Source organism: Rhizobium sp. NPDC090275 (assembly GCF_044772225.1).
In the GTDB taxonomy this organism is placed as follows: Bacteria; Pseudomonadota; Alphaproteobacteria; order Rhizobiales; family Rhizobiaceae; genus Rhizobium.
This window is the reverse complement of record NZ_JBIVYL010000002.1, coordinates 502261-528014: the sequence shown is the minus strand read 5'-3', so window position 1 is coordinate 528014 and position 25754 is coordinate 502261. Positions and strand designations below refer to the sequence as shown.

The following is a 25754-nucleotide window of genomic DNA, read 5'->3' as shown; positions in this document are numbered from 1 at the left end:
TCAGTCTTTTGAACGTCAGCCCTTGGCGATGGCGTCGAAGGCCAGCAGCTTTTCCAGCAGGCGCGGCATATCCTTGAGATAGACCATGTTCGGGCCATCCGACGGCGCGTTGTCGGGATCTTCGTGCGTCTCGACGAACACACCGGCGACACCGACGGCGACCGCCGCACGCGCCAGCGTTTCCACGAATTCGCGCTGGCCGCCACTGGAGCCACCCTGCCCGCCCGGCTGCTGTACCGAATGGGTCGCATCGAAGACAACAGGCGCACCCATGGCTTCCATGATCGGCAGAGAGCGCATGTCGGAGACCAGCGTGTTGTAGCCGAAGGAAGCGCCGCGTTCGCACAGCATGATGTTCGGGTTGCCGCTGGCATTCAGCTTGGCCAGCACGTTCTTCATGTCCCAGGGCGCCAGGAACTGGCCCTTCTTGACGTTGATGGCGCGGCCGGTCTTGGCGGCGGCGACCAGCAGGTCCGTCTGCCGGCTAAGAAAGGCCGGGATCTGCAGCACATCGACGACAGTGGCGACTTCGGCGCACTGCTCCTCGGTGTGGATGTCCGTGAGAACGGGGAAGCCATATTCCTTCTTGAGATCGGCGAACACTTCAAGCGCCGTTTCAAGCCCGATACCACGCTGGGCCGACAGCGACGTGCGGTTGGCCTTGTCGAAGGAGGACTTGTAGACAAGGCCGATACCGAGCTTGTCGCAGAGCTCCTTTAGCGTGCCGGCGATCATGAAGGCATGGTCGCGGCTTTCCATCTGGCAGGGGCCGGCGATCAGCGACAGCTTGCCGGTGTTGGAAAACACCACACGGCCGGCGCCTTCGCCAACGGCCACCTCGGAATTGGTTTCAGTCATCGTTTCTCCTCGAAGGCGAAGAGCGCGCCCTGGCCGGGTGCGGCCTTCACCAGAATTCGATTGTTCTTGCGTGTATAGGTGATCCCGTTAGCAGCCAAATGCGCCTCTGTCACGGCGAGATCGGCAACGGAAAAGACAATCGCCGCGCCGCGCAGGCCGCGATCGGCCTTGGGCTCGGAGAGATCGTAATAGGCGTTCAAGCCATCCGGCGACAGGATATTGATACGGGCGTTGCCGGCATCCAGACTGACACCGAAGGCCTCCTCGCGGGTCGCCTGCGCATCAGACGCCAACTGCAACAGCGGCGCGAACGCCTTCGGATCGGAGGACGAGAGCACGATCGACAGGATGCCCAAAACGCCGTTCGCATGCGTTTCCAACGCCTTGCGGTCGCTGGGCAGCGGGTTGACGCGCTGGCAGGCGAAGAGGAAGAAATCGGGCGCGCGTAGATCGGCCGCGAAAGCGAGGCGGAACGCGGCGGTCGCCTCGGAACTATCCGGCATCTTCATCTGCCTGGCAAATTGCAGCATCTCGCCGCCGCTCATGCCATCGGCGAGAAAGCGTGTGTGATCACTGTCGGCATCAGGCGTCCCGAAGACGATCGCCGACAGCCCGTCATCGCCGCAGCGGAAGCGAAAGGCGCGGTCGCGGGCGGTGAAGACGTTGCCATCGCCGATGGCCGCTTCGTAAGTCTCCAGGCTGGCGATGCCGAGCGGCTCGAGATAGGTTTTGTCGGCGAAGAAGACGCAGGCATTCTCGGTGCCGAATGGGTGCCGCGCATCGGCGGCGACGGTAAAACCGAGCTTACCCAGGCGCTCGCGCGCCATCTCGATGTTGACGACCGGCAGCACCACGTGGTCCAGAGGATGGGGGTCACTCATCAGCAAATCCTCCCGAAATCGGCAGAGATGTGCGCTGGCTTTCGCCACAATGCAAGAGGCGAGCCCGGTTAAATCGAATGAAGTGCAAAATCGCGACGATTCCGAGCCAAGTTTTACGAAAATTTAGGCACTTGCGGAACACATATGGAACATATAGTGTCCGTTCTGGCTTTGTTTCACGACTCTGGGGTTCATTTCGATGCTGACACGCAAGCAACAAGAACTGCTTCTGTTCATTCATGAGCGGATGAAAGAGTCGGGCGTTCCGCCATCCTTCGATGAAATGAAGGATGCACTCGATCTCGCATCAAAATCCGGCATTCACCGGCTGATCACCGCGCTGGAAGAGCGCGGCTTCATTCGCCGGCTGCCGAACCGAGCGCGCGCGCTCGAGGTGATCAAGCTGCCGGAAGCCTATAATCCGAGCCTGCAGCCGCGACGCGGCTTCTCGCCGAGCGTCATTGAAGGCAGCCTCGGCAAGCCGCAGCCGGTGGCCGCAGCCCCTGCCCCGAAGGCCGCGCCGAGCGCCGACAACGGCAACTCAGCGTCCGTTCCCGTCATGGGCCGCATCGCCGCCGGTGTGCCGATCTCGGCGATCCAGAACAACACCCACGACATCACCGTCCCCGCCGACATGCTCGGCTCCGGCGAGCACTACGCGCTCGAGGTCAAGGGCGACTCGATGATCGAAGCCGGCATTTTCGACGGCGACACCGTCATCATCCGCAACGGCAACACCGCCAACCCCGGCGATATCGTTGTGGCGCTTGTCGATGACGAGGAAGCGACGCTGAAGCGCTTCCGCCGCAAGGGCGCCTCGATCGCGCTGGAAGCCGCGAACCCGGCTTACGAAACGCGTATTTTCGGGCCCGACCGCGTCAAGGTTCAGGGCAAGCTCGTCGGGCTTATTCGCCGGTATCACTGAGTGGTGACGTCACTAGTTGGTGACGGATCATCGCTGAAGCTGTCGTTGCGCCAGTCATAGGCGCGATGGCGCATCCACGGGCGACCGACGCTTTCATAGGCTGTTTTGACGACCGGCGCCCCCTGCTCGTCGATGCGGATTTCGACGGCGCCCGATCGCCTGAGGGTTTCGCCGGTCAATAGCATTGCGCCGGAACGGCATGTCGCCTGGCGCAGACGGACAGGCGTGATGACGATATCGGCAACGTCGCAGGCAGGACCGAGATAGGCGGCGTTTTCGAGCATCGCGATGATGTAGCCGCTGTCGAGCGCTGTCACGCACCAGGCCGTCTTCAGGCACTGAAAAGCGCTGTCATTTGTGGACGCTGCGGCATCGCGCATCATGGCGCGGGCTTCGCCTTGTTGTTTCAGTGTCAGCCTTGGTCGCGGCTCTCCCCTCTTCGGGATGGGCAAGGCCTCGCCTTCAAGCATGTCAGGCGGCTTGTGTTCTTCGATCGCGAGCGCGCGTTGCCATTGCCCGAAGATGAAGTCGGGCGGGCGTTCGCGGTTGCTGGCGAGGCCGTCGCCTGTGACTGCCGCCACGAGGCTCCCATCCTCGGAGACGACCAGCTCGGGCGCAGGTGCCGCAGGCAGCAGAACAACGACGAGCGTTGCAAGCGCGGCTCCCACAGCGCCGATCCATCGCAGCCGTGTCCGCATCAGCCCCCAGACTAGGAAGCCGAGCACGGCGATCGGGAAATACCATTCCGGTATCCGCCCGATATCGACACTGCCGCCCCAGCCGGAAACCATCTTGGCGATGTCGATCACCAGATCCAGCCCGAAGCCGGCGACGGTCCATAGTGGCGCGTCCAGACCAAAGGGCGTCGCCAACATCGCGAGCATTCCGAAAGGCATGACGATGAAGGAGATAACGGGCATTGCAAGCAGGTTGGCGGGAAGGCCGTAGCCGCTCAGCCGATGAAAATGCTCGATCGAAAACAGCGCCGTCGAGAAACCGCCGATCATCGAGGTCAGCGCGATGCCGCCAAAGAAGCGAAGCGTGACCATGACCGGCTTTATCGCGGGATGCGTGAGAAAAACGCTTTCGCGATGCCGCCTCCTAGTCCAGACAGCAAAGCCCGCGACCAGCGCCAGCGTCGCGGCGTAGGACATCTGGAAGCTGGGGCCCAGCACCTCCGATGGTGACATCAGGATGATCAGCAGCGCCGAGAGCGCGATGTTGCGCAGGCTGATCGAGGGGCGATCGAACAGCACCGCGACCAGCATGATCGCCATCATGATAAAGGCGCGCTCGGCGGAGACGGCGAAGCCCGAGATCATGTAATAGGCGGTCAGCGCCAGAAGCGCGCTGCCGGCGGCGAGCTTCTTGGTCGGATAGGCCTGCGCGAAGCCAGGAAACAGTCCAAAGAACAGCCGCAGCCCGACAAAGCAGATGCCGGCCGACAGCGCCATGTTGAGGCCCGAGATCGCGACGATATGCGCGAGGCCGGATTGGCGCAGGGCCTCCGTCGTCTCGTTGGAGATAGCGCGTCTCTCATCGGTGACAAGCGAGGCGGCGAAGGCGCCGGTATCATCAGGCAGGATGCTGCGAATGCGGTCGCCAATACTGCTGCGCAAGCCGTAGAGCCATTCCACGGCGCGATCGGCGGCAGAGAGATCGGCGATATCGGTCTGCGACGCGATGGGCTGCGGAACGCCGTAGAAGAAGCCGTTGGCGCCGATGCCGTCGAAATAGGCGGAGAAGGCGAAATCGTTCAGTTCGGGGAGCGCAGGTCCGGCTGGCGGCGTCAGGCGCACACGGCCTCTGAGCCATCCGCCGACCGCGACGGGCTCTCCTGCACGCGCGACGAGCGAGACCTGCTGCGGCGAACGCTTGAGCGCGGGCTCGTCCGTGCGCGTTACCCTGACGATGTAGCGCCAGCGGCCGTTGTCATCTCCCTCGCGCCGTTCCACGCGGCCGGTCACAGTCGTGGTCACCGGTGTGTCGAGAACGATGGTATCAGCGCGCCACGTCTCGAGTTGCGCCGCGAACATGCCGAGGACGACAAGCAGGCCTGATATCGCCACGCGGCGGGTCGCGACGCGCGCAGCGCCGGCCAAGACAAAGACGAGACCGAAGAGGATAGCCCAGGCAAGGAGCCGCATAGGGGGCATATCGACGGCGAGCCGGAACCAGGCGACGGCGCCAGCGCCGAGGAAGACGGGCGACGCCAGGAAAAAGCGGCCGTGGTCGAATTCCGTGCTGAATGCCTGTGCTGCGAAGGATGCCTGACGATTGATCCCTCGGCTTGCGCGACTCAGAAAACCCGACGTCGACTGCGTCAATGGCGCGCGCGTCATTATGGCACGGGCATTTTGCCCTGTTACGGCCGGCAAATTGGCAATTTGCGCCGCTTCGGGTGGCATCAAAACGACGTGACTGGCATTCAACTCCGGCATGCAACGACACCCGAAAGCCACCCTGACCTGCAATCAGAATGAGGCCGGTGGAGCCGAAACGCAACTATAATCGTTTGAATTCAAACGGGAAATAAAACCATCAAAAATGTCAGGTTTATCATTGACTTCCGCTATGCGGAGACGACATCGCTGGAGTGCTTAAAAGTTGATACTGCGATGCACAAAATGGCATCACGGTAACTTGGCATTAGGCGCGCGATCATATAGCTATCGCAGACGACGCTTAACCCTATGGCGCTTTTAAGGCGCCAACCGCCAGTTTGGAGGATCAGAATGACGGATCAAAGCGCAACACTGAAACTCGGTGAGAAGACAGTCGACCTGCCGGTCAAGAGCGGCACGATCGGCCCTGATGTCATCGATATCGGCGCCCTCTACAAGAACACGGCTTCCTTCACGTACGATCCTGGTTTCACCTCGACCGCATCCTGTGAATCGAAAATCACTTATATCGACGGCGACGAGGGCGTTCTGCTCCATCGCGGTTACCCGATCGAGCAGCTGGCCGAACAGGGCGACTTCCTCGAAGTCTGCTACCTGCTTCTCTACGGCGAACTGCCGACCGCCGCGCAGAAGAAGGACTTCGACTACCGCGTCACGCACCACACCATGGTGCACGAGCAGATGAGCCGCTTCTTCACCGGTTTCCGCCGCGACGCGCATCCGATGGCCGTCATGTGCGGCTGCGTCGGCGCCCTGTCGGCATTCTACCACGACAGCACCGACATCACCGATCCGCACCAGCGCATGGTCGCTTCGCTTCGCATGATCGCCAAGATGCCGACGATCGCCGCCATGGCCTACAAGTACCATATCGGCCAGCCCTTCGTTTACCCGAAGAACGATCTCGACTACGCGTCGAACTTCCTGCGCATGTGCTTTGCCGTTCCTTGCGAGGAATATGTGGTCAATCCGGTGCTTGCCCGCGCCATGGACCGCATCTTCATCCTGCACGCCGACCACGAGCAGAACGCTTCGACGTCCACCGTTCGTCTCGCCGGCTCCTCGGGTGCAAACCCGTTCGCCTGCATCGCGGCAGGCATTGCCTGCCTCTGGGGCCCTGCCCACGGCGGCGCCAACGAAGCAGCGCTCAACATGCTGCAGGAAATCGGCACGGTCGACCGCATTCCTGAGTACATCGCCCGCGCCAAGGACAAGAATGATCCGTTCCGCCTGATGGGCTTTGGCCACCGCGTGTACAAGAACTACGACCCGCGCGCCAAGATCATGCAGAAGACGACGCATGAAGTGCTCGGCGAGCTCGGCATCAAGGACGATCCGTTGCTCGACGTCGCCATGGAACTCGAGCGCATCGCGCTGACCGATCCATACTTCATCGAGAAGAAGCTCTATCCGAACATCGACTTTTATTCGGGTATCACGCTCAAGGCTCTCGGCTTCCCCACGACCATGTTCACCGTTCTGTTCGCTCTCGCCCGCACCGTCGGCTGGATCGCTCAGTGGAACGAAATGATCGAAGATCCGCAGCAGCGTATCGGCCGTCCGCGCCAGCTCTACATCGGCGAAGCGCAGCGCGACTACGTTCCGGTTTCCAAGCGTTAAGCTCGACGCATCGAAGCTCAAAAAGAAACCCGGTCAGTTTTGACCGGGTTTTTTGTTTTTCAGCACGTCAAGCACGATTTCCGCGGCGTGAACGCCGGGCGGTTTTTCGGTCTGCATCCGCTCCCAGACGAGATCGTAGCCCTCCATCATCGAGCGGCGCGGCAAGGTGTCGGATGAGAGCTTCTCGGCCCAGCGCGTGAAACTCGCGCCGCGCACGACCTCGTTGATATACTCGGGCACGACAGCATAATCCGCGACGAGGTTCGGGATCGCCGCCGTCCAGATCTTGATCTTGCCGGTCATCAGCTTGATGATCCAATCGGTCTTGTAGGCCGAGACGGTGGGAACGCCTGCGAGCCCCAGCTCCAGGATAACCGTGCCGGATGCGGCCATGGCGGCGTCGGCCTCGGCGAAGGCTTTCCACTTGTCGTCCTTGCCTGTCACCACCTCGGGCTTGACCGGCCAGTCCTTGATGATTTCTCGTACCATGGCCTCGCGGCGCGGGGCCGTGGGCAGCACAAAGCGCATGCCATCGTTGCGGGCAGAGAGCTCGGCCACTGCGTCGCCGAAATAGGGCAAGAGCTTCGTGATCTCGGATCCGCGCGAGCCCGGCAGGAGCATGATCGTCTTCGGCTCATGTGCCGGGCGCGGCTTGCTTGCCGCCCTCGCCTTGCGGGTCGCGAGAACATCGACATCGGCGGTCAGGCGATGGCCGACATAGCTTGTCGGCGGACCGCCGAGCTTGCGCATCACCTCGGGCTCGAAAGGCAGCACGGCCAGCACATGGTCGATATAGGGCAGCATGCGCTGCGCACGGTATTCTTTCCACGCCCAGACGCTCGGACAGACGTAGTTGACGACAGGCAGGTCAGGCAGCGCCGTGCGCACGCGCTTGGCGACGCGGTGGGTGAAATCGGGGCTGTCGACAATGACGAGCACGTCGGGCTTGGCGGCAATGACGGCCGCAGCTGTCTGGCGGATGCGCTTGACCAGCGTCGGAAGCTTCGCGAGAACCTGGGTGATGCCCATGATCGACAGCTCGGAGAAATCGAACAGCGATGTCAGGCCCTGCGCCTGCAGCCCCTCGCCACCGACACCGATGAGCTCGACTGGCCCCGCATATTGCTGCTTCAGCGCGGCGATCAGATCGGCCGCCAGAAGATCACCGGAGACTTCGCCCGCGATGATCGCGACCTTCAATGCACGCACGCTCATTCAAGCCCCCAGGATGGCAATCCACGATCCAGACCGCAGACGAAGATACCGGCTTCCTTTGCCGCCGATATGACTGCCGGGCGATCCAGAATCAGCGCGCGCCCAGCCTCGATCGCCACGCCCGCCAGGCCGGCCTTGCTGGCATTCTCGATGGTCGAGATGCCGATCGACGGCAGATCGGCGCGCAGGTCCTGCTGCGGCTTGCAGAGCTTGACGAGCACGCCGCGACGGCGCGACGAGATGCGGCCGGCGGCGCGCAGATCGGCGACACGCTGCAACATGCTGTCCGTTCCCTCGACACCCTCGAGCGCCACGATGCGGCCGCCAACAGAGACGGCGCCCTGCCCGACGTCCAGCCGGCCGAGCGCGTCTGCTGCCGACCCCGCCTTGGCGATATCCTTGACGTCCTCGGCTGATGGCGCAATCGCGCCGAGCGGACCGACCGAGGCCAGAAGATCCGGTGCGATCTCCTGCACGCCGATCACGCGGCGGCCGTTCTTTTCGATCAGCCCGATCACCATGCGCAGCACGGTGTCATCGCCGCCTGAGAGCAGCGTGCGAATGGTCGAGGGGATGCTTGCGAGCGTCTTCAGCGTCGGGCGAACCTCGCGCCATTCCGGCCGCCTGCGTACCGCGCCGGACATCACGACCCGGTCAATGCGATGGCTGTCCAGCATGCCGTCGATGGCGGCGAAATCGCCGACCCCGACAATAGCGTGCTCGAAACCTTCCCATGAGCGGTCGGTCTCGTTTTTCAGCGCGATGATCAGCGGGTTTTCGCCGGCGCTCTTGGCGGCTTCGGCGACATAGGACGGCAGAAAGCCGCTGCCGGCGATGATCGCCAGGCGGCCTTTTGCCGTGTCACTTGTTGGAGACAAGGTTTATCCCTTCTGTCCCCGCGTCGGAGAAGAGAGCGCGCGATCGCTTTCGGCGGCGATGAAGTCGAGGATCTGGACGACCTGCTCGCAATCGGCGAATTCCTCGCGGATGGCAGCGGCGTTGTCGCGCAGATTGCCTTCGGTCTCGAAGATCGCCTTGTAGGCACGGCGCACGATATGGATCGTGGCGCGGTCGATGCCTGCACGCGTCATGCCGACCACGTTGAGGCCGCCGAGAAGACCGGGGTTGCCGTTCAGCATGCCATACGGAATGACGTCGTAGCTGACAGCCGACAAGCCACCGACGAACGCATGACGGCCGACGCGGGTGAACTGGTGCACGGCGCAACCGCCGCCCAGGATCACGCGATCCTCGATAACGACGTGGCCTGCAAGCATCACGTTGTTCGACATGATGACGTGGTTGCCGACGCGGCAGTCATGGGCGATGTGCGAGTTCGCGAGAAACAGGTTGTTGTCGCCAACGATGGTCTTGCCGCCGAAGTCGGCGGTGCCGGTGTTGATCGTCACACCTTCGCGCATCGTGCAATTGTCGCCGACCGTCAAGGTCGTCTCTTCGCCACCGTGATGAACGCTCTGCGGATCGCCGCCGATAACGGCCATCGGGAAAATCCGGCATCCCTTGCCAAGCGTTGTGATGCCGCTGACGATCGAATGCGGGAGCATTTCGGTGTTATCGCCAAGCACGACCCGCGGGCCGACATGGCAGAACGGACCGATCTTGACGTTCTCGCCGATTACGGCGCCGTCTTCGACGACTGCCATCGGATGAATGCTGGCACTGGCTGCGATCGTGCTCATGCGTGATCCTTGCGCACGATCATCGCGCCAATATCGGCTTCGGCGACCAGCGCTCCATCGACCTTCGCATCACAGTGGAACTTCCAGATGTTGCCACGCTGCTTCTGCTTGACGACATGGTACTCCACCCGATCGCCAGGAACCACGGGCTTGCGGAAACGGGCGTTGTCGATGGTCATGAAGTAGACCAGATTGCCGCTTTCGCCTTCCTTCTTGGCACAGATCGCGCCGGCCGTCTGGGCCATACCTTCGACCAGCAGGACGCCTGGCATGATTGGCTGCTCCGGGAAGTGTCCGGTGAAATGCGGCTCGTTTGCCGTCACGTTCTTGATGCCGATTGCCGAATCGTCGCCGTCGATGTCGATGATCTTGTCGACCAGCAGGAACGGATAGCGATGCGGCAGCAACTTCATGATTTCGATGATGTCAGCCGAGGAAAGCGACTTCTTGACTTCTTCAGCCATTCTTTTCTCCCGTTTTCTTGGGGCCCGTCGTCCGCATCATGACTGCCGCGACTTCGCGCAAAAAGTCATGCGCCGGTCGTGCAGGTATGCCGCCGTAGCGCTCCCCAGCGGGGATGTCGGACACTACGCCGCTCATGGCAGCGATCTGGGCACCGTCGTTAATTGTTATATGGCCTCGAATGCCGGAATGACCACCGATCTGCACGCCATCGCCGATAATCGCACTTCCGGCGATGCCGACCTGCGAGACAACGGCACAATGACGGCCGATGCGAACATTGTGGCCAATCTGGACGAGGTTGTCGATCTTCGTCCCCTCGCCGATGACAGTGTCATCCATCGTGCCGCGATCGATCGTCGTGTTGGCACCAACCTCGACGTCGTCTTGCAGGATGACGCGGCCAATCTGCACGATCTTGATCATGCCCCGAGGACCCGGCGCATAGCCGAAACCATCCTGGCCGATGCGCGCGCCATTGTGGATGATCACGCGATTGCCCACCAGCGAGCACAGGATGCTGGCACCGCTGGCGATCGTGCAATCGCGGCCGATCTTGACGCCTGGTCCGATGACGGCGCCGGCGCCGATGCGCGTGCCCTCACCGATCTCGGCATGAGCGCCAATTACGGCAAACGGCTCGATCTCGACATTCGCTTCGAGTCTCGCCGTCGGATCGACGGACGCACGGTCGGAAACATCAGCGCCCACAGACCGCAACCGCTGTGGCGTCAAGGCGTTCGGATAGAGCAGCCCACCGGCCATCGCGAACGCGGCATGGGCGTTTTTCGACACGAGAACAGGCACATGCGCCGGCACGATCGACTGCAATGCCGAACTCACCAGCACAGCGGACGCCTCGCAGGTTACGAGTTCGTCCTTGCTCTTCTTGGAAATGACATAACAGAGATCGCCCGCTTTCGCCCGGCTTACGGGCGAAACGGAACGGATCACGATATCGGCATGATTGGGGTCGGCAAGTTCCGCCCCAAGAAATTGCGCTAGCTCCGAGAGCTTCACACCGTCATGGGGCGGAAAGAAATAGGTTTGCTCCATCGGCAAATCTCCAGAACGGAATTCGATTTTACGGTTCCGGACTGCCGATATCAGAATTGGTTGTTGATGCCAAACTTGAAGTGCTGAACCTTGTCGTAGTCTTCCTTCAGGACCGGGATCGCGTAGTCGACGCGCAGAGCGCCGAACGGCGAGTTCCAGACGATGCCGACACCGACGGAAGCGCGCAGCGAAGCATCTTCGCCGTTCACGAACTCGGAACCGCTGACGTTGACCTTGTTGCCAAAGAGCGTACCAGCGTCCGCGAAGACCGCGCCGCGAAGACCGAAGTCACGCGGGAAAGCCGGAAGCGGGAACGATGCTTCAGCCGAAACGGTGAAGTAGGTCGTGCCGCCGAGCGGATCATCCGGACCGCCGCCAACGCGTGGGCCGATACCCTTGTTCTCGAAGCCGCGGATGTCGCCGTTCGTCAGCGTGAACTGGTCGAAGACATGCAGATCCTTGCCGAAGCCGACGACGTAACCCGCAGAACCCGCAACCGAGCCGATGATGTCGGCGTCGTCAGCGAGCGTGTGATAGTAACGCGCCTTGCCGTAGATCTTGTAGAACTGCGAGTCACCGCCGAGGCCGGCGATTTCGTGCGTCAGGCTGGCGTAGATACCTTCACGCGGCAGAACCATGTCGTCCAGCGTGTTGTAGGTCAGCGTCTGCGACACAGACGACTTTACCCACGGGCTGTTGTTGACGAGGTCCTGGTAAGGCGTGGACAGATCGGAGAGCGATCCCGACGGATCGTACTTCATCTGCTTGTAGTTATAGCGGAACGTCGTCGCCAGATCTTCGGTGATCGGCGCGGTGGCGCGCAGAACGACGTTGTTTTCTTCGTAGTCGTAGTTGTCGTTGCTCGACGTCTCGCTGTGGTTGATGTCGAAGCCGACAGCCAGACGATAGCCGAGGAAGTAAGGCTCGGTGAAGTTCAGGCCGTAGGTACGCGAACCTTCCTGACCACCGCCGGCAGACACCTTGATGTACTGGCCGCGTCCGAGGAAGTTCTTCTCTTCGATCGAGGCTTCGAGCAGCAGGCCGTCGCCGCCGGCAGCGTAACCCGCGCCGATACCGAACGAACCGGTTGCCTGGTCCTGAACGTCGACAACAACGACAACGCGGTCCGGCGAGCTGCCAGGCTGGGTCGAGATGTTGACGGTCGAGAAATAGCCGAGAGCCTCAAGGCGACGCTTGGCTCTGGTGATCATCTGCTGATTGAAGGCGTCGCCTTCACTCATGTCGAACTCGCGACGGATGACGTAGTCACGCGTACGGCTGTTGCCGCGGATTTCGATACGCTCGACGTAGGCCTTTTCGCCCTGGTCGACGAGGTATTCGACGCCGATGGTGTTGTTGTTGAGGTCGCGGTTGCCACGGGGCGTGACACGAGCGAACGGATAGCCGGCCGAAGCCACCTGATCCGAAATCGCTTCCATCGACTTCTGAACTTCCTTGGCGTTGTAGACCTGGCCTTCATGGGTGCGAACGAGACCCTGAAGCTGCGCGCCGTCGACACCCTGAACGGTGGACTGGACAGAGATTGCGCCGAAATCGTAACGCGGGCCTTCTTCGATGTTGAAGGTCAGCGTGTACTTGTTGGTCGCCTCGTCGAACGCAGCGTCCGAAGACACGATGCGGAAGTCGGCGTAACCACGGTTGTAATAGAACTGGCGGAGCGCTTCTTCGTCTGCGTGCAGCTTGTCAGCGCTGTAGACGTCCTTGCGGGTCAGGAAGGACAGGAAGTTGCTTCGCTTGGTGGCAATGACCGATGCGAGGCGGCCAGAGCTGTAGGCGTTGTTGCCGACGAAGTTGATCGAGTCGATCTTCGTGCGGTCGCCTTCATTGATGACGAATGCGAGGTTGACGCGGCCCTGACCGAGCGGAACGACCTGCGTCGTCACTTCGACTTCGCTGCGACCGGTCGCTGCATAAGCGTCCTTGATCGACTGGATGTCGGCCTGGATCTGGGTCTCGTTGTAAGCGCCGGAAGACTGCGTCTTGACGACCGCTGCGAGCTTGTCATCCTTGATCTTGCGGTTGCCGTTGAACACGACCTGGTTGATGAGCTGAGCTTCCTCAACGGTCACAACCAGCGTGCTGCCGGAAACGGAGATCTTGACGTCGGAGAAGTAGCCCGTGTCGTAGAGCTGCTTTACGGAGTCGTCGATGTCGGTGTTGGAGAAGCTCCGGCCGGGCTGGATCGTGAGGTTGGACCGCACAGCTTCGGCGCCGACGCGGTTTGCACCACGGACGTCAACACGCTGAATGACTGCAGCCTCGGCAGCAGAAGCCGAGATGAACACTGTCGCACCCGCTCCCGACGCAACGATACCTGCAGACAGCGCAACCGCCGATACTGCGTTCAAAAATCTTGAACCAGCCTTCATTTCACCCATTACCTTTTTTCTCGTCCCCATCACCAGGCGTCCCCCGATTCCGGTCACGTGTGTCGTTTTACCCGCTTTTGATATACAAGCAAGGGAGCTAGTTAATTTCTGTTTACTTCATTTCAAAGCGTGACGCTTTCGCCACTACAGCTTTGAAACATCGTAAATAAATCGTAATTTTCCCTCGTCCTGCAATCAGCCGATCAGAGCACTAATATCGTTCCACGTGGCAAAAACCATCAGGCTCAGAACCATGGCCAGTCCGATGCGAAACGCAATCTCCTGGGCCGACGATCCCAACGGCTTTCCCCTCACAGCTTCAATCGCATAGAACATCAGATGCCCGCCATCAAGTACCGGAACCGGCATCAGGTTGAGTAATCCGATCGAAACAGACAATACGGCGGCCAGCTGAAGCAAAGCTGCAACGCCCAGCGTCGCCATCTGGCCGGATGCCTGCGCGACACGGATCGGGCCACCGAGCTGGTCGGGCTTCATGTAACCGGACACCAGATTGCCGATATATTTGAAGGTACCGGTGACGATGTGCCAGGTCTGCAGCGTTCCCTCATGCAGCGCTTCAAGCGGCGTGTAGGTCTGCTGGCGGAAGTGTCCGACGTCCTGATTGGTGACGATACCGATCAGGCCGATCTCGATCTTGTTGCCGAACTGGTCGGTCATGTCGGTGCGCGCGGGCACCATCGGGACATCGATCTTCTCGCCGTTGCGCTCGATCGTCACGACGATGCGCTGCATGGGGCGGATGCTGACGTAGCGGCGCACGTCGTCGAAGGTCTGCACCTTGGAGCCGTCGATGGCGATCAACAGATCGCCCGGCACGACGCCGGCCTCGGCGGCAACGCTGCCCGGCTTGACTTCCGCCACGACGGGATCCGCGACCGAGCGGCCGTAGATCGAAAACAGGACGGTGAAGATGGCGATCGCCAGGATGAAGTTGGCGATCGGGCCGGCGGCGACGGTTGCCGCACGCTTCCAGAGCTTGGCGCCGGCGAAGGACCGCGCGCGCTCCTCGTCCGACATCTGCGCGAGCTTGTCCTCATCAGGCTTGCTCGACGCATCCTCGTCGCCGAAGAAGCGGACATAGCCGCCAAGCGGGATCAGCGAGAGCTTCCAGCGCGTTCCATGCTTGTCGGTGAAGCCCAAGAGTTCGGGACCAAACCCGACCGAAAACGCCAGAATGCGGATGCCGCTCCAGCGACCGACGAGGTAGTGCCCCATCTCGTGCACGAACACCAAGAGAGAAAGCACGAGCACGAAAGGAACGATATATCCCGTCAGAAACCCAAAAATTTCGGTCAAGCCTGCCATAAAATCCTTCCGTCAGCCTCTATCGACATTATCCGCCGAACAAGGCTGCGCCCAGCGACGCCATTTCTCCGCCCTTTATCAGCGAAAAAAGCCCGGCAAGCAAGAACGCCGCAAAACAGGCGAAAATGAGCCCGTCAACCCGGTCCATGACCCCGCCATGCCCCGGAATGAGACGGCTGGAATCCTTGACGCCGAAGCGGCGCTTGATGAAGGATTCGAAGAGGTCGCCAGACTGGCTGCAGACGGACAGCACCAGCGCTACCAAGGCCGCCAGCGCTATGCCATCGGGAAATGCCGCGTAAGCGACCAGCACACCTGCAACGACCGCGCAGACGGCGCCGCCGATCGCACCCGACCATGTCTTGCCGGGAGAGATCCTTGGTGCCAGCTTCGGCCCGCCAATGGCGCGGCCGATGAAGTAGGCGAGGATGTCGGTCGCCCAGACGACGGCGAATACGAAGAGCATCGCGTGCAGGCCGGCTGCATCGCTGCCGCGAATATTAGCCAGCGCGATCCCGGTCAGCCCGGCATAGACGATCCCGGCCGGGAACCAGCGCGATACGCCGCGCGTGACGACAAAGCCGACTGCGATGGCAAAGAACAACAGGAGAAGGATCAGCGAGTAGCCGACAGTGCCGGATACAACAGCAACGGCAATCGCCGCCTGCCCGATCCAGCCGATCGCATTGGCAACCGGCTGCTCACTGGCAAGGCGGGTGATCGTCGACCACTCATAATAGATCAGAAGCCCGATCAGGGCCGACAGCAGGCTGAAGGCGAGCCCGCCATACCACGTCGCGGCAAGCACGATGACGGCGAGGATGATGCCCGAGATGATACGAAGCTGCAGTTCGCGTTGCATCAGGTTCCCACCGCCGCCGCGGTTTCGGCAACCAGGCCACCAAAGCGTCGATTACGCGACGCGAAGGTCTCGAGCGCCGCGTAAAGCGTCTCGCGGCTGAAATCCGGCCAGTAATCGGGAATGAAGATGAATTCGGAATAGGCCGCCTGCCAAAGCAGGAAGTTCGACAGGCGCTCTTCGCCGCTGGTGCGGATGATGAGGTCGGGATCCGGGATGCCTGCCGTGTCCAGCCGGGCATTGATGAGCGCCGGCGTGATATCCTGCGAGCGCAGCCGCCCCTGCTCGACATCGCGAGCCAGGCTCGCCATGGCGCGGGCGATCTCGTCGCGCGAGCCATAGTTGAAGGCGATGATCAGCGTGAGCGCCGTGTTGGCCTTTGTGGTCTCTTCGGCGTCGATCAAGAGGTCGAGAATGTCGTTCTGCAAGCTGTGGCGATCGCCGATGATCTTCACGCGCACGTTCTGCTTGTGCAGTTCGGCGAGGTCGCGGCGGATGAACGCCTTCAGCAGCCCCAAAAGGTCCGACACCTCGGTTTCCGGACGGCGCCAGTTCTCCGACGAGAAGGCGAAGAGAGTGAGATACTTGACCCCGATGTCGCCCGCTGCGCGCACGGTCTCACGCACGGCGTCAACGCCCTTGCGATGCCCCATGGTGCGCGGCAACCCCCGCTGCTTTGCCCATCGACCGTTGCCATCCATGATGATGGCAACGTGTTCTGGCACAGTCACAAATGTTCTTTCCAACATTTCCCGTCCGGTTTTTACAGTCCAAGGCGCAGGCGCTTTGCGCCTTAGACCTGCATGATTTCCTTTTCCTTCTCGCCAAGCAAGCGGTCGACCTCAGAAATCGTGTCGTCTGTCATCTTCTGCACACGATCCGACTGCGAGCGGCTCAGGTCCTGCCCTATGACACCGTCCTTTTCGGCTTTCTTAAGGCCGTCCATGCCGTCACGGCGAACATGGCGAATCGCAACCTTACTTTTCTCGGCATAGTCGTGTGCGACCTTGACGAGCGACTTGCGGCGCTCTTCGTTGAGTTCGGGCAGCGGAATGCGCAGATTCTGGCCGTCGACGATCGGGTTGAGGCCAAGATTGGCTTCGCGGATCGCACGATCCACCGCGCCGACCATCGACTTGTCCCAGACCGAAATGCCGAGCATGCGCGGCTCCGGCACGGTCACGTTCGCGACCTGGTTGAGCGGCACGCGCGAACCATAGGCTTCGACCGTGACTGGGTCGAGAATGTTCGCTGATGCGCGACCGGTGCGCAGCGATGCGATATCGCTCTTGAACGCGTTGATCGCGCCATCCATGCGGCGCTTGATGTCGTTGATGTCGATGCCTTCACTCATAGCAGTGCTCCCGTCTCGGTAGAAGCTGCGGCGCGCTTTGGGCGCCGCCACTCTGTCAGTTGTCGGTAACGATGGTCTTCAGACCGCCGCCCCGGAGGATTTCAGCAAAACCGCCCTTCTCGTGGATCGAGAAGACGATGATCGGAATGGAATTTTCGCGTGCGAGTGCGACCGCCGCAACGTCCATGACAGCGAGGCCCTTGTCGAGCACTTCCTTGTGCGTCAGCTGGTCGAAGCGCGTGGCATCGGGCACCTTCTTCGGATCGGCCGAATAGATACCGTCGACCTGCGTGCCCTTGAAGATCGCTTCGGCGCCCATTTCGGCGGCGCGAAGGGCAGCGGCCGAGTCGGTCGTGAAGAACGGGTTGCCGGTACCACCGGCGAAGATCACCACACGGCCCAGCGACAGATGATAAAGCGTGGCGCGCTGCGAGAAGCTCTCGCAAATCTCCGGCATGGCGATCGCCGACAGCACCACGGTATCGATGTTGAGCTTGCGCAGCGAGGTCGCCAGCGCCAGCGCGTTGATGACGGTCGCGAGCATGCCCATGTGGTCGCCCGTGACGCGGTCACCGCCCTTGGAAGCGACGGCCACGCCGCGGAAGATGTTGCCGCCGCCGACGACGACGCCGACTTCCACACCCATCTGCCGCGCTTCGGCTATGTCGGCCGCAATGCGGTCGGCCACCGCTACATCGATTCCAAATCCCTGGCTGCCCATGAGGGCTTCGCCGGAAGCCTTGAGTAGAACACGTTTGTAGACAGGCTCTGACGACATCTTGGCTCCTCGTATATTACCGCTGAGTGCCGGATACACGAAGGGCACCGCGTTGTCACGCGATGCCCTTCTGTTTTCACATATATAGGACGATCAGCTCTTGGCGACAGCAGCCACTTCAGCAGCGAAATCGCTCTCTTCCTTCTCGACGCCTTCGCCGAGCAGGAGGCGCGCCATGCCGACGACTTCGATCTTGGCGCCGGCTTCCTTGGCAGCGGCCTCAACAGCAGCACCGACCGTCAGGTCGGGGTTGATGACGAAAGCCTGCGAGAGAAGAGCAACTTCTTCGAAGAACTTGCGCATGCGGCCGTCGACCATCTTTTCGATGATGGCTTCCGGCTTGCCGGATTCGCGAGCCTGTTCGATGAAGACGTTACGTTCGCGTTCTGCAACGGTAGCGTCGACTTCTTCAGCGCGGATCGCGAGCGGGTTGGTCGCAGCGATGTGCATGGCAACCTGGCGACCGATCGAGGTCAGGACAGCCTTGTCGCCTTCCGACTTCAGGGCAACCAGAACTCCGAGCTTGCCGATGCCGTCGCCGGCAGCGTTGTGGATGTAGGTCGCAACAACGCCGTGTTCGACTTCGAGCTTGGCAGAGCGGCGCAGCGTCATGTTTTCGCCGATGGTGGCGATCGCGTCCTTGATCGTGTCGGCGACCGGCTTGCCGGATGCCGGGTAGGTCGCAGCCGAGATGGCTTCAACCGAACCGTCGGTCGTCAGGGCAACGTTGGCGATGCCACGAACCAGATCCTGGAAGGCGTCGTTACGGGCAACGAAGTCGGTTTCCGAGTTGAGCTCGACGACAACAGCCTTGTGGCCGGCGCCGGCGATGGCAACGAGGCCTTCAGCAGCAGCGCGACCAGCCTTCTTGTCGGCCTTCGAGATGCCCTTTGCGCGGAGCCAGTCGATCGATGCTTCGATGTCGCCGTTGTTTTCCACCAGCGCCTTCTTGCAGTCCATCATGCCTGCGCCGGACTTCTCGCGCAGTTCCTTCACCAGTGCAGCCGTAATCTCGGTCATAAGCTTCCTCTTGTCGGTTCAAACGGTGGCCCGCGAAAGGCGGTGCGGCACCGGATTGAGGCACGAAATGTACCTGTATGTATGACAGCGTGATGAATGACGCGTCATAACGAAACTCAAATGGCGAGAGACTTTTTCCCCTCGCCTGAAATGGTCAAGGCCGCCCAACTTCATGAAAGTCGCGAGCGGCCTTTTCCCAATCTCTGGAAAGCACGGCGGACCAATCGATCCACCTGCTTCTTTTATCAGGCTTCGGCTTCGCCTTCGAGCGCCGGCTCAGCCGGAGCTTCGATCGATGCACCGAGGTCACGGCCCGACGAGCTCTGCTGACGAGCGATACCGTCGATGGCAGCGCGCGAGATCAGGTCGCAGTAGAGGGCGATGGCGCGCGAAGCGTCGTCGTTGCCGGGGATCGGATAGTCGATCAGGTCCGGGTCGCAGTTCGAGTCGATGATCGCGACAACCGGGATGCCGAGGCGCTTGGCTTCGTCGATCGCGATCTTTTCCTTGTTGGTATCGATGATGAACATCAGGTCCGGCGTGCCGCCCATGTCCTTGATACCACCGAGAGCCTTGTCGAGCTTTTCGCGCTCGCGCTCGAGGTTCAGGCGCTCTTTCTTATTGTAGCCGGACTGTTCCGAAGACAGGATCTCGTCGAGCTTGCGCAGACGCTGGATCGAGTTCGAAATCGTCTTCCAGTTGGTCATCATGCCGCCGAGCCAACGCGAGTTGACGTAGTACTGAGCGGAACGCTTGGCCGAGTCAGCGATGAGCTCGGAAGCCTGGCGCTTGGTGCCAACGAACAGAACGCGGCCGCCACGGGCTACGGTGTCGGAAACAGCCTGCAGAGCGCGCGACAGAAGCGGAACCGTCTGTGCGAGGTCGATGATGTGGATGTTGTTACGATCGCCGAAAATGTACGGCTTCATCTTCGGGTTCCAGCGGTGAGTCTGGTGACCAAAGTGGACGCCTGCTTCAAGCAGCTGGCGCATAGAAAAATCGGGCAATGCCATGCCTTGTTATCCTTTTCCGGTTGAACCTCCGCAAGGCGAACAGCACTCTCTTCGAGAATGCCACCGGGCGGAACCATCCGGATTTCTCCCGGACAATCCCATGCCTTACGTGTGGAATGCGGGGGCCATACCCTCCCCGCCCCGGAAAATCAAGCCTTATCGGCAAAATAACCGCTATGCCCGGCCTTTAGGCACATTCCCGACCCTTGGGCGGATCAGTCGGCGTCGCAGGGCCAGCTTGTCGGCGTCGCCATGCCCTGTGGTAGTTTGGTCTTCGAATCGCCGCAGGCCAGTGCCACCTGCGCCTCGTCGAGGCCGGTCGCCTGCGACAGATCCAGTCCGCTAATCCTTGTCAGGAACAGGAAGGCGCGGTCGAACGAGATCGGACCGGTGAAGGTGGCGCCGCTGAGATCGGCGCGCGACAGGTTGGTCAGCGAGAAATTCGCGCCGGTGACATCGGCGCCCTTGAAGGTGACGCGGCCGAGCTCGGCTTTCTCGAAGTTTACGCCCTTCAGCGTCGCGCCGTTGAAATTGGCGCGCTGCAGCTCCGCGCCTGTGAAATTGGCGCCCTCGGCATTCACACCCTCAAAGCCGGAACGATAGGCCTCGACCTTGGAGAAATTGGCCTTGGTCAGGTCGGAACCGGTAAACCAGGTGCGAACCAGCGTTGCCTTCTCCAGGTTGGCGGCGGCGAGATTGGTGTGGCTGAGATTGGTGAGCGTGAAATCGGCGTCGGCGAGATTTCCCTTCTGGAAATCGCCACCCTGCAGCATCAGGTTCTTCTTGCTGCAACCGCCCCAATCAATACCGGCCGTAGCGGTCGAGCCGCAATCGGCCGCGGAGATCGAACTTGTAAACACCGCTGCCCCCACCGAAGCAGCCAAGGCCATCGCGGCCACGATCGATACTCTAAAGCCTGGCAATATATGCACTCCGCTTGCCGTCAATGCTCACTATAGAGCGATGTCTAGCACAGAGCGCGTCGCTTTGCATACGGTATCAAATTGAAACGACGAAATCGTTCAACGCGTGCAATTACTTACAGGCGAGGTTTTGGCGTCCAGAAGCTCCAGCTTGGAGAGCTTTCCGGTCAGGACGAAATCGCCGTAATCCATCGTCAGGTCGCGCGTGATGCCGTTCTCGTAGAGCTTGAACGACATGCGATAGACCGGAAGAGCGTCGGTCTTGGTGTTTTCGTTGAAGTAGGAAATGGTCACCGGCCAGAAGCTCGTCTTGGAAAAGGCACCGGCATTGCCAGCATCGGCCTCGTCGCTGACAGGTGTCACCGCCTTGCCGACAACCGTTGTCGTCGCCAGCGCCTTGTCGCCATCATCCGAGCCATCGAAGACGCGGGCCTCGAACAGGCGGGTGCCGGCCTTGGCGTTCTTGATGACGTCCATCATATGCTCGGTCGGGAAGCGGCTGGCGGCCAGCTGCAGCTCCTTGCTCGATGGCTGCTTCAGATCGACCTTGGTACCGTCGGCCTGGTCCTGGGCCGCACCGTTCACTTCCTTGTCGAGCTGGTCGTCGGTGAAGGACTTGGTGTCGAACGTAAACTTGCGGTCCTTCAGGTTCTCGAACGTGTTGGTCTGCTGATCGCTGACGCGCACGGCGTCGCCTGTATCGATCTGCGTGACAAAGCGGAACTTCGTGGTGTAGCCGGTGCAATAGTCGCCGTCGAACTCGTAGACCATGCGGCCGGACATGCCCGAAATGCCGGAACGTTCCGACGCATCCTTCAGTTCCAGATCGTAGATCGCCCGATGCGCGATCAGGCCCGTGGCCATCACTGCGCCGGCAGCGGGTGTCGCCGCATGAGCGGTTGCCGAAACGCCTGCAAGGAACAGCGCGGCAAGACTCGATCGGACCATAGATAATCTCCTGTTGGACTCACCAACGATGTTATAAGAACGCATCCGGCTAAATCGAGGCTCGATCGTGTCACAAAATTGATTCAAGCCCAGATGCATAGTTTTAGAACTATTCACAACAAAAGCGGAGAAGAAAATGTCCGATCAGATCGCAGCACGGCTCAAAGAGATGGGGATATCCCTGCCCCAGGCTGCAGCACCCGCAGCCAACTACGTTTCCTACGTCATCTCGGGCAACGTGCTGCACATCTCCGGCCAGTTGCCGATCGAAAACGGCAAGATCGCGGTTACCGGCCACCTCGGCCGCAATGTCGACGTCGCCACGGGCCAGCGTGCCGCTGAACTGTGCGTCATCAACATCCTGGCGCAGGCAAGTGCTGCACTCGGCGGCGATCTTGGCCGCATCAAGCGCGTGATCAAGCTGAACGGCTTCGTGGCCTCCGTGCCTGAATTCGTCGAGCAGCACCTCGTCATCAACGGCGCATCGAACCTGATCGCCAATGTTCTCGGCGATGCCGGCAAGCATGCCCGTGCCGCCGTCGGCATGGCAGCGCTGCCTATGAACGCCGCCGTCGAAATCGATGCCATCATGGAAATCGCGTAATGACCTCTGCAGCATGGCTTAAGGAACGTCCCGTTGCCCACCGCGGCTATCACGACCAGAACAAGGTCGTCTGGGAAAACACGCTTTCCGCTTTCGCGCGCGCGGTCGAGGCCGGCTTTGCGATCGAATGCGACCTGCACTACGCCTCGGATGGCGTTCCCGTCGTCTTTCACGATGAGAATCTCGAACGCCTTTGCAATCTGAAGGGCGATGTGCGCGAGCGTACATCGAAGGAACTTGGCATGCTCTCGGTCGGCGGAACGGCCGACAAGATCCCGACGCTTCGCCAACTTCTCGAACTTGTGAAGGGAAAAGTGCCCCTCGTGATCGAGCTCAAGGGCCGCGAAACCGACGATGAAGGCTTCGTCGAGGCGGTGCTGGAAGAGCTCGAGGGCTATGAAGGCCAGGTTGCGCTGATGAGCTTCGACCATTGGCTCCTGAAGGAACTGAAGGCGCTGAACGCGCCCTACCCGATCGGGCTGACGGCTGGCGGAAACAAGCCTGAGGAGTTCCAAGCCCATGAAAAGGCTATGAAACATGGTCTCGACTTCATTTCCTATTTCTATGCCGACCTGCCCAACCCCTTCATCACGGCAGAGCGCGAAAAGGGCATCGTCGTCATCACCTGGACGGTTCGTGACGAGAAGGCGCGCAAGCACACTTTCGAAAACGCCGACCAGATGACCTTCGAGGGCTTCGACCCGCGCGCGTCCGTTTGACGCTCGCTTTTTCAACAAGCCCTCGCTTTTTCATCAAGATATGCGCAGACTGGCAATGCCCCCAAATCATTGAAACGGTCTCGCATTCGCTCCATGACTGATGAACTTTCAATCCGCATAGAGCGGTCTTTCACCGCGATTTCCCCGGAGAGCTGGTCCAAGCTCGCCGGGGCTTCCCGATCAAACACATCGATCGCCTACAACCCCTTCGTCTCGCATGCCTTCCTGTCGTCGCTCGAGGAATCGGGATCGGCAACCGCGGAGACGGGCTGGCTCGGGCACCACATGCTGCTCGAGACGGAAGACGGACGCCTCGTCGGCGCCCTTCCCGGCTATCTGAAGAACCACAGCCGCGGCGAATATGTCTTCGACCACGGCTGGGCCGACGCCTTCGAACGCGCCGGCGGACGCTATTATCCGAAGCTGCAATGCTCGATCCCCTTTACGCCCGCCACCGGCCCTCGCCTTCTGGTCGCCGAGGATTATCCGCGTCTGGCCGTACAGGACGCGATGGCGGAAAGCCTGAAGGAAGTCGTGCGACGGCTTGGCGTATCCTCCGCGCACATCACCTTCGTGCCCGACGACGAGATGGCGGTGCTGGAGAGCGAGGAGTATCTGCACCGCACCGACCAGCAGTTCCACTTCATCAACGAAGGCTATGCCAACCACGATGAATTTCTGGAAACGCTCGCTTCGCGCAAACGCAAGGCGCTTCGCAAGGAACGCCGCGCAGCACTCGAAAACGGCATCAGCATCGACTGGCTGACCGGCAGCGACCTCACCGAGGATATCTGGGACCAGTTCTTCACCTTCTACATGGATACCGGCAGCCGCAAATGGGGGCGGCCCTATCTGACGCGAGAATTCTACTCGCTGATCGGCGAGCGCATGCCCGAGGATATCCTGCTTGTCATGGCCAAGCACAATGGCCGCTATGTTGCCGGCGCCATCAACTTCATCGGTTCCGAAACGCTTTACGGCCGACACTGGGGCTGCATCGAGGATCATCCCTTCCTGCATTTCGAGGTCTGCTATCACCAGGCGATCGACTTTGCGCTCGCCAAGGGGCTGAAGCGGGTGGAGGCCGGCGCGCAGGGAGAGCACAAGTTGGCCCGAGGTTACCTGCCGGTGACAACGCACTCGGCCCACTATGTCGCCCATGCGGGCCTGCGCCAGGCGATCGGCGATTATCTCGCCCGCGAACGCGACGACGTCGAGCACATGAACGAGATTTTGAGCGAGCACAGCCCGTTCCGTCGCGGCGAGCGGCTACAGGAGGATTGACGCCCTCGCCTCAGCCGCGCTACGCGAACACGACACCATCAGGAGAGACAAGATGACGAGCGCGGCCTACGACACCAACAACATCTTCGCCAAGATCCTGCGTGGCGAGATCCCCTCGGTCAAGGTCTACGAAGACGAGCACACGCTAGCCTTCATGGATGTGATGCCGCAGGCGCCGGGCCATGTGCTTGTCGTGCCCAAGGCCGCCTCGCGCAATCTTCTCGACGCCGATCCGGCAGCGCTGGCCAAGACCATCCCCGTTGTCCAGACGATCGCCAACGCGGTGAAGGAAGCCTTCGACGCCGACGGCGTCTTCGTCTGCCAGTTCAACGAACCGGCGGCCGGCCAGACCGTCTTCCACCTGCACTTCCACGTCATCCCACGCCACGACGGCATCGCGCTGAAGCCGCATTCCGGCCAGATGGAAGATGGCGCCGTGCTGGCGGCGAATGCGGAGAAGATCAAAGCGGAGCTTTGATCGATGAAGAAGCGGTTCGCGTCTTCGCCGGACCGCTTTCTGCCTGGAGCAAGGCGATGGCCGCAAGGCCATAGGCAATCACGAAGACCACCAGTCCGCCAATCACGTCCACCAGATTGTGCCCGCCCTGAATGACGATGGCGGGCATCATCATCGCGTTGAGAACGAGAAAGATCGGGCCGATCCAGCGGATTCGCATCATGAACACCGCAGACATCGCGGCCATGACCGTGTGAAACGAAGGAAAGCCGATGACGCCGAGCACGTTCTTCGGCGAAATATAGGTCGCACCGGTCCGGCCGAGTGCCACCAGTTCGGCACCATACTCCGGTCCAACCGCCAAGGGCACGGCATCGGTCACTGCCTTGGGAAGGCTGTAGATCGACGATGCGCCGAATGACGGGAAGAACGACCAGCAGATAATGGCCAGCAGCGCGCCGATGACACCCGTCAGAAGGAAATGCTGCAGAAGCCGCAGCCGTCCGGAAAATCCCAGAACGAAAATGACGACCAGCAGCTGCGGCAGCGATGTCGCATAGACCGCCTGAAGCGCCATCCCGACACGCGGATAATGCGATGCCCATTCGACGAAGCGCGGCCAGTCGAAACCGAAGAACGCGTCGAAACGCGCCAGCGCGACATCGACGGGCTCGCGAGCAATCGGCAGCAGCAGATAGTTGAAGATCGATCCGACGATAGTGAAGAGGATGAAGAGGCCTGCGGCGGTTGCCGTTGCGGCAATGGACGGGTTGTGCCTGACGTGGCGATAGAATTGCCCGAGCACCATCGCGCCAAGGCCGCAGCCAACCATGCCGGCATAACCGACGACATCGATCCCGACGTCCTTCGACCACAGCAAGATGCCGTCAAGCACCGCAAGGGCGGCGATGACAGTGACGATGATGCGCTCGGCCGGCAGAAACACCATGGATC

25 protein-coding genes are annotated in these 25754 nt (G+C 61.0%); 6 read left to right on the top strand and 19 right to left on the bottom strand.

Annotation, left to right across the window (positions count from 1 at the left end):
- Window positions 1-15: 15 nt before the first annotated feature.
- The gene (gene kdsA / locus ACIQUB_RS06895) at window positions 16-858 is read right to left on the bottom strand and encodes a 3-deoxy-8-phosphooctulonate synthase (RefSeq protein WP_112979638.1); all 843 of its coding nucleotides are present in this window, start codon (window positions 856-858) and stop codon (window positions 16-18) included.
- The gene (locus tag ACIQUB_RS06890) at window positions 855-1739 is read right to left on the bottom strand and encodes a VOC family protein (protein ID WP_113235818.1); all 885 of its coding nucleotides are present in this window, start codon (window positions 1737-1739) and stop codon (window positions 855-857) included. The genes kdsA and ACIQUB_RS06890 overlap by 4 nt, the downstream gene beginning before the upstream one ends.
- Window positions 1740-1938: 199 nt before the next feature.
- On the opposite strand from ACIQUB_RS06890, the gene lexA reads away from it, so the two are divergent.
- The gene (gene lexA, locus ACIQUB_RS06885) at window positions 1939-2664 is read left to right on the top strand and encodes a transcriptional repressor LexA (protein ID WP_018899995.1); all 726 of its coding nucleotides are present in this window, start codon (window positions 1939-1941) and stop codon (window positions 2662-2664) included.
- Here the strand turns inward: lexA and ACIQUB_RS06880 are convergent.
- Window positions 2658-5072: a ComEC/Rec2 family competence protein gene (locus tag ACIQUB_RS06880; protein WP_402929126.1), complete on the bottom strand. Its 2415-nt coding sequence runs from the start codon at window positions 5070-5072 to the stop codon at window positions 2658-2660. The two genes, lexA and ACIQUB_RS06880, sit on opposite strands and share 7 nt — an antisense overlap.
- 327 nt (window positions 5073-5399) lie before the next feature.
- Here ACIQUB_RS06880 and gltA point away from each other — a divergent pair, with 327 nt between their 5' ends.
- Entirely contained in the window at window positions 5400-6689 is a 1290-nt protein-coding gene (gene gltA, locus ACIQUB_RS06875) for a citrate synthase (protein ID WP_018899997.1), read from the top strand.
- Between the two features lie 33 nt (window positions 6690-6722).
- Here gltA and lpxB read toward each other — a convergent pair whose 3' ends face one another.
- The 15 genes from lpxB to ACIQUB_RS06800 all read right to left on the bottom strand — a co-directional run bounded on the left by lpxB (window position 6723) and on the right by ACIQUB_RS06800 (window position 21736).
- Complete coding sequence (gene lpxB / locus ACIQUB_RS06870) at window positions 6723-7904, bottom strand: lipid-A-disaccharide synthase (protein ID WP_113235820.1); 1182 nt, start codon at window positions 7902-7904, stop codon at window positions 6723-6725.
- Entirely contained in the window at window positions 7901-8782 is an 882-nt protein-coding gene (locus tag ACIQUB_RS06865) for an LpxI family protein (protein WP_113235821.1), read from the bottom strand. Before ACIQUB_RS06865 ends, lpxB begins: the two co-directional genes overlap by 4 nt.
- A gap of 3 nt (window positions 8783-8785) precedes the next feature.
- Window positions 8786-9604, bottom strand: a complete 819-nt coding sequence (gene lpxA, locus ACIQUB_RS06860) for an acyl-ACP--UDP-N-acetylglucosamine O-acyltransferase (RefSeq protein ID WP_113235822.1) — start codon at window positions 9602-9604, stop codon at window positions 8786-8788.
- Window positions 9601-10068 (bottom strand): 3-hydroxyacyl-ACP dehydratase FabZ, encoded by a 468-nt coding sequence (gene fabZ / locus ACIQUB_RS06855; RefSeq protein WP_112945689.1) that lies wholly within the window; start codon window positions 10066-10068, stop codon window positions 9601-9603. Before fabZ ends, lpxA begins: the two co-directional genes overlap by 4 nt.
- Window positions 10061-11122, bottom strand: coding sequence for a UDP-3-O-(3-hydroxymyristoyl)glucosamine N-acyltransferase (gene lpxD, locus ACIQUB_RS06850; protein WP_113235823.1), 1062 nt, complete (start codon window positions 11120-11122; stop codon window positions 10061-10063). Before lpxD ends, fabZ begins: the two co-directional genes overlap by 8 nt.
- 50 nt (window positions 11123-11172) lie before the next feature.
- Complete coding sequence (gene bamA / locus ACIQUB_RS06845) at window positions 11173-13512, bottom strand: outer membrane protein assembly factor BamA (RefSeq protein ID WP_026283283.1); 2340 nt, start codon at window positions 13510-13512, stop codon at window positions 11173-11175.
- 195 nt (window positions 13513-13707) lie between these two features.
- On the bottom strand, window positions 13708-14841 hold the full coding sequence (gene rseP, locus ACIQUB_RS06840; RefSeq protein ID WP_113235824.1) for an RIP metalloprotease RseP: 1134 nt from the start codon (window positions 14839-14841) through the stop codon (window positions 13708-13710).
- A 28-nt stretch (window positions 14842-14869) separates the two neighbouring features.
- Window positions 14870-15703: a phosphatidate cytidylyltransferase gene (locus tag ACIQUB_RS06835; protein WP_113235825.1), complete on the bottom strand. Its 834-nt coding sequence runs from the start codon at window positions 15701-15703 to the stop codon at window positions 14870-14872.
- A complete protein-coding gene (locus ACIQUB_RS06830) occupies window positions 15703-16449 on the bottom strand; it encodes an isoprenyl transferase (RefSeq protein WP_026283284.1) in 747 nt (248 codons plus the stop codon). Before ACIQUB_RS06830 ends, ACIQUB_RS06835 begins: the two co-directional genes overlap by 1 nt.
- A 44-nt stretch (window positions 16450-16493) precedes the next feature.
- Window positions 16494-17054, bottom strand: coding sequence for a ribosome recycling factor (gene frr / locus ACIQUB_RS06825; protein WP_018900007.1), 561 nt, complete (start codon window positions 17052-17054; stop codon window positions 16494-16496).
- Window positions 17055-17109: 55 nt separating this feature from the next.
- The gene (pyrH, locus tag ACIQUB_RS06820; RefSeq protein ID WP_018900008.1) at window positions 17110-17832 is read right to left on the bottom strand and encodes a UMP kinase; all 723 of its coding nucleotides are present in this window, start codon (window positions 17830-17832) and stop codon (window positions 17110-17112) included.
- A gap of 93 nt (window positions 17833-17925) precedes the next feature.
- Window positions 17926-18852, bottom strand: a complete 927-nt coding sequence (gene tsf / locus ACIQUB_RS06815) for a translation elongation factor Ts (protein ID WP_018900009.1) — start codon at window positions 18850-18852, stop codon at window positions 17926-17928.
- 245 nt (window positions 18853-19097) lie between these two features.
- Window positions 19098-19865, bottom strand: coding sequence for a 30S ribosomal protein S2 (rpsB, locus tag ACIQUB_RS06810; RefSeq protein ID WP_112433827.1), 768 nt, complete (start codon window positions 19863-19865; stop codon window positions 19098-19100).
- Window positions 19866-20080: 215 nt separating this feature from the next.
- Entirely contained in the window at window positions 20081-20755 is a 675-nt protein-coding gene (locus tag ACIQUB_RS06805) for a pentapeptide repeat-containing protein (protein ID WP_402929124.1), read from the bottom strand.
- A gap of 132 nt (window positions 20756-20887) precedes the next feature.
- Window positions 20888-21736: a cell envelope integrity EipB family protein gene (locus ACIQUB_RS06800; RefSeq protein ID WP_113235826.1), complete on the bottom strand. Its 849-nt coding sequence runs from the start codon at window positions 21734-21736 to the stop codon at window positions 20888-20890.
- Window positions 21737-21872: 136 nt separating this feature from the next.
- Between ACIQUB_RS06800 and ACIQUB_RS06795 the strand changes: the two genes are divergently transcribed.
- The 4 genes from ACIQUB_RS06795 to ACIQUB_RS06780 all read left to right on the top strand — a co-directional run bounded on the left by ACIQUB_RS06795 (window position 21873) and on the right by ACIQUB_RS06780 (window position 24821).
- Complete coding sequence (locus tag ACIQUB_RS06795) at window positions 21873-22340, top strand: RidA family protein (RefSeq protein WP_113235827.1); 468 nt, start codon at window positions 21873-21875, stop codon at window positions 22338-22340.
- Window positions 22340-23059 (top strand): glycerophosphodiester phosphodiesterase, encoded by a 720-nt coding sequence (locus ACIQUB_RS06790; protein ID WP_111561402.1) that lies wholly within the window; start codon window positions 22340-22342, stop codon window positions 23057-23059. Before ACIQUB_RS06795 ends, ACIQUB_RS06790 begins: the two co-directional genes overlap by 1 nt.
- Before the next feature lie 93 nt (window positions 23060-23152).
- Window positions 23153-24343, top strand: coding sequence for a GNAT family N-acetyltransferase (locus ACIQUB_RS06785; RefSeq protein WP_113235828.1), 1191 nt, complete (start codon window positions 23153-23155; stop codon window positions 24341-24343).
- 52 nt (window positions 24344-24395) lie between these two features.
- Window positions 24396-24821: an HIT family protein gene (locus ACIQUB_RS06780; RefSeq protein ID WP_111561400.1), complete on the top strand. Its 426-nt coding sequence runs from the start codon at window positions 24396-24398 to the stop codon at window positions 24819-24821.
- On the opposite strand, the gene ACIQUB_RS06775 is transcribed toward ACIQUB_RS06780, so the two are convergent.
- Window positions 24805-25749 carry a phosphatase PAP2 family protein gene (locus ACIQUB_RS06775; RefSeq protein WP_113235829.1) on the bottom strand — a complete coding sequence of 315 codons (945 nt, stop codon included), beginning with the start codon at window positions 25747-25749 and terminating at the stop codon, window positions 24805-24807. The genes ACIQUB_RS06780 and ACIQUB_RS06775 overlap by 17 nt on opposite strands.
- Window positions 25750-25754: the final 5 nt, after the last annotated feature.

Coding starts and splice junctions, on each gene's coding strand:
- kdsA (WP_112979638.1), bottom strand. CDS start 858: ATGACTGAAACCAATTCCGAGGTGGCCGTTGGCGAAGGCGCCGGCCGT.
- ACIQUB_RS06890 (WP_113235818.1), bottom strand. CDS start 1,739: ATGAGTGACCCCCATCCTCTGGACCACGTGGTGCTGCCGGTCGTCAAC.
- lexA (WP_018899995.1), top strand. CDS start 1,939: ATGCTGACACGCAAGCAACAAGAACTGCTTCTGTTCATTCATGAGCGG.
- ACIQUB_RS06880 (WP_402929126.1), bottom strand. CDS start 5,072: ATGCCACCCGAAGCGGCGCAAATTGCCAATTTGCCGGCCGTAACAGGG.
- gltA (WP_018899997.1), top strand. CDS start 5,400: ATGACGGATCAAAGCGCAACACTGAAACTCGGTGAGAAGACAGTCGAC.
- lpxB (WP_113235820.1), bottom strand. CDS start 7,904: ATGAGCGTGCGTGCATTGAAGGTCGCGATCATCGCGGGCGAAGTCTCC.
- lpxA (WP_113235822.1), bottom strand. CDS start 9,604: ATGAGCACGATCGCAGCCAGTGCCAGCATTCATCCGATGGCAGTCGTC.
- fabZ (WP_112945689.1), bottom strand. CDS start 10,068: ATGGCTGAAGAAGTCAAGAAGTCGCTTTCCTCGGCTGACATCATCGAA.
- lpxD (WP_113235823.1), bottom strand. CDS start 11,122: ATGGAGCAAACCTATTTCTTTCCGCCCCATGACGGTGTGAAGCTCTCG.
- bamA (WP_026283283.1), bottom strand. CDS start 13,512: ATGAAGGCTGGTTCAAGATTTTTGAACGCAGTATCGGCGGTTGCGCTG.
- rseP (WP_113235824.1), bottom strand. CDS start 14,841: ATGGCAGGCTTGACCGAAATTTTTGGGTTTCTGACGGGATATATCGTT.
- ACIQUB_RS06835 (WP_113235825.1), bottom strand. CDS start 15,703: ATGCAACGCGAACTGCAGCTTCGTATCATCTCGGGCATCATCCTCGCC.
- ACIQUB_RS06830 (WP_026283284.1), bottom strand. CDS start 16,449: ATGTTGGAAAGAACATTTGTGACTGTGCCAGAACACGTTGCCATCATC.
- frr (WP_018900007.1), bottom strand. CDS start 17,054: ATGAGTGAAGGCATCGACATCAACGACATCAAGCGCCGCATGGATGGC.
- pyrH (WP_018900008.1), bottom strand. CDS start 17,832: ATGTCGTCAGAGCCTGTCTACAAACGTGTTCTACTCAAGGCTTCCGGC.
- tsf (WP_018900009.1), bottom strand. CDS start 18,852: ATGACCGAGATTACGGCTGCACTGGTGAAGGAACTGCGCGAGAAGTCC.
- rpsB (WP_112433827.1), bottom strand. CDS start 19,865: ATGGCATTGCCCGATTTTTCTATGCGCCAGCTGCTTGAAGCAGGCGTC.
- ACIQUB_RS06805 (WP_402929124.1), bottom strand. CDS start 20,755: ATGGCCTTGGCTGCTTCGGTGGGGGCAGCGGTGTTTACAAGTTCGATC.
- ACIQUB_RS06800 (WP_113235826.1), bottom strand. CDS start 21,736: ATGGTCCGATCGAGTCTTGCCGCGCTGTTCCTTGCAGGCGTTTCGGCA.
- ACIQUB_RS06795 (WP_113235827.1), top strand. CDS start 21,873: ATGTCCGATCAGATCGCAGCACGGCTCAAAGAGATGGGGATATCCCTG.
- ACIQUB_RS06790 (WP_111561402.1), top strand. CDS start 22,340: ATGACCTCTGCAGCATGGCTTAAGGAACGTCCCGTTGCCCACCGCGGC.
- ACIQUB_RS06785 (WP_113235828.1), top strand. CDS start 23,153: ATGACTGATGAACTTTCAATCCGCATAGAGCGGTCTTTCACCGCGATT.
- ACIQUB_RS06780 (WP_111561400.1), top strand. CDS start 24,396: ATGACGAGCGCGGCCTACGACACCAACAACATCTTCGCCAAGATCCTG.
- ACIQUB_RS06775 (WP_113235829.1), bottom strand. CDS start 25,749: ATGGTGTTTCTGCCGGCCGAGCGCATCATCGTCACTGTCATCGCCGCC.